Annotated in this window: 3 protein-coding genes; 1 reads left to right on the top strand and 2 read right to left on the bottom strand. The window is 62.0% G+C overall.

All coding sequences use genetic code 11. The features are described 5' to 3' along the window. On the bottom strand, window positions 1-563 hold a 563-nt coding region (locus B4F27_RS17620; RefSeq protein WP_286760306.1), incomplete at its 3' end, for a YicC/YloC family endoribonuclease. A gap of 228 nt (window positions 564-791) precedes the next feature. On the opposite strand from B4F27_RS17620, the gene B4F27_RS17615 reads away from it, so the two are divergent. Then, complete coding sequence (locus B4F27_RS17615; RefSeq protein ID WP_286760305.1) at window positions 792-1,451, top strand: PAS domain-containing protein; 660 nt, start codon at window positions 792-794, stop codon at window positions 1,449-1,451. Window positions 1,452-1,547: 96 nt separating this feature from the next. Here the strand turns inward: B4F27_RS17615 and B4F27_RS17610 are convergent. Continuing rightward, the coding region (locus B4F27_RS17610) for a 3-deoxy-7-phosphoheptulonate synthase (protein ID WP_286760304.1) at window positions 1,548-2,331 on the bottom strand (784 nt) is incomplete at its 5' end.

Here is a 2,331-nt window from a genome sequence, read left to right as displayed (position 1 = left end):
GCCATCTCGTCCTTGCGCGTCTCGGCCAGCGCGGCGGCCTGTGTTGTCAACTCTGCCACCTGCGCCAACTGCGCCTCAAGAACCTGCGCCAAGGCAGCCCCTTCGCGGGCGCGCATGTCGTTGAAATCGGCAAGCACTGTGGGGAATTCCGCCAGCAAAGTCGCGCAAAGGGCGGCCACATCATCCACCGTCGTCGCCTGTTCAAGCACGCCGCGCATGGTGACGATATCGGTCGCCTTGGAGGGCGCAAGCGAGATCCCCGCATCCATCGCGCGCGCTTCGATCTGGTGCAGCGCGTCCAGCACGACCTCAAGCTGATCCGCGTTCACCGTCAACGCGCCAGAGCCATCCTCGCGGGTGATCCTCAGGTTGCAGGTGACATTGCCGCGGGCGATGGCGGCGCTTAGCGTCTTGCGCAGGCCCGCCTCCAGCCCGTCGATCCAGTCGGGCACACGCAGGCGCAGGTCGAGCCCCTTGCCGTTGACCGATCGCAATTCCCACCCCCAACTGTGCGGGCCGGACGCACCACTGGCCGAGGCGAAACCCGTCATTGAACGTATCATGGCATGGTCCTTGTCGATTGCGATTGTTGCGCGCCTTAAAAGGGAAAGTCGCAAATGGGGCAAGTAAAAAGCCATTCTGCCGCACGAGGTCTCCCCTTAACGGTCTGTTAACCAAGTTTGCTGTTATATCTACAAATTACCGCTGATTTGACTAAACTCAGGCAATACATCGCGGCCCTGCTGCCGCCCCCTGTCCTGCTCTTGTCCCGACCGCAATAAGGCTGCCCGATGAAACATCTTCCCCCTCTGGATGATATGCCCCAGACCGGCTCTCGCCGCGTGATGCCGCCCCCGACACCCGCGATGGTTGACGCGCGCGCCTATTGGCAAGGGCTTTGCCGTGGTCAGCCGGTCCCGTTCCGGTCGCAGATCGACCCTGCACAGATCACCTCCGTGCTTGATCGCGCCTTTGTTCTGGAACGCAGACGGTCTGAACTGGCGCGGTTTCGCGTCGCCGGATCGCAGCTGTGCACTGCCATGGGGATGGACCTGCGCGGGATGCCGATGATCTCTCTGTTCGACCCGTCCGAGCGTCGCCGCTGCAGTGATTGGCTGGATCACATTCTGTCACAGCCCGCCACCGGAGAGATGACGCTCACCGCGGGGGATGCGGCCGTTCAGGCGCGTATGCTGGTGCTGCCGTTGCGCAGTGACATGGGGCAGATCGACCGGATGCTTGGCTGTCTGGAGATCACATCCAATGCCATCGAGCATCCGGGCTTGTATCGGATCGGCGATCTTGCCACGACACCGATCCCGCGCCCGCCACGGGCCGATGTGGCAGAGGAAACGCGCGGGCCCTGCCCCGAAGGTTTCGCCGATCCAGCCGCGCGTTTTGCCGCGCGGTCCGGTCGCAACCGGCCAGCCTATTTACGGGTCGTGAAGTAAACATCGTATCCCCGGTGGGACGCCTCCAATGCAGCAAAAGAAAAAGGCCGCGCATGATGATATGCGCGGCCTTTCTTATTGCATGAGCTGCGGCAGTTAGCCGACGGCTTTGACCTGTTGGTTCGCCCGGCGTGCCGACAACTCCTCGGCCACGAGGAAGGCAAGCTCCAGCGACTGGCTGGCGTTCAAACGCGGGTCGCAGGCAGTGTGGTAGCGGTCAGACAGGTCTTCGTCCTGAACGGCGCGGACACCACCAGTACATTCTGTCACATCCTGACCGGTCATCTCAAAGTGGACACCACCGGGCACGGTGCCCTCGGCCCCATGTACCGCAAAGAACTCACGCACTTCGCGCAGCACGGACTCGAAAGGCCGCGTTTTATAGCCGCTTGAGGATTTGATCGTGTTGCCGTGCATGGGGTCACAGGTCCAGACGACATTCGCGCCCTCTTCCTGCACGGTCTTGATCAGACGCGGCAGGTGTTCCCCCACATTGCCGGCCCCGAAACGCGCGATCAGGGTCAGGCGACCCTCTTCGTTTTCGGGGTTCAGCTTGTGCATCAACAGCTTGAGGTCATCGCTGGTCATCGTCGGGCCACACTTCAGGCCGATGGGGTTCTGAACGCCGCGGGCAAATTCCACATGCGCGCCATCAGGCTGACGTGTCCGGTCGCCGATCCAGATCATGTGACCCGAGCCCGCCAGCCATTTCCCGGTCTGGCTGTCCTGACGGCACAGCGCCTCTTCGTATTCGAGCAGCAGCGATTCGTGGCTTGTATAATATTCCACCGATTGCAGCGTATGCGCCGTCTCGGACGTGACACCAGCCGCCGCCATGAAATCAAGCGTGTCTGAAATGCGGTTCGCGATCTCGCGGTAT

Source organism: Sulfitobacter sp. UBA1132, assembly GCF_002311545.1.
Lineage (GTDB): Bacteria > Pseudomonadota > Alphaproteobacteria > Rhodobacterales > Rhodobacteraceae > Sulfitobacter > Sulfitobacter pontiacus.
Note: the sequence above shows the minus strand (reverse complement) of the source record. Positions and strands in the feature narration are given on the sequence as shown.

Bases quoted from the DNA above. Each gene is read 5' to 3' on its own strand.
- B4F27_RS17615 (WP_286760305.1), top strand. From the start codon at position 792: ATGAAACATCTTCCCCCTCTGGATGATATGCCCCAGACCGGCTCTCGC.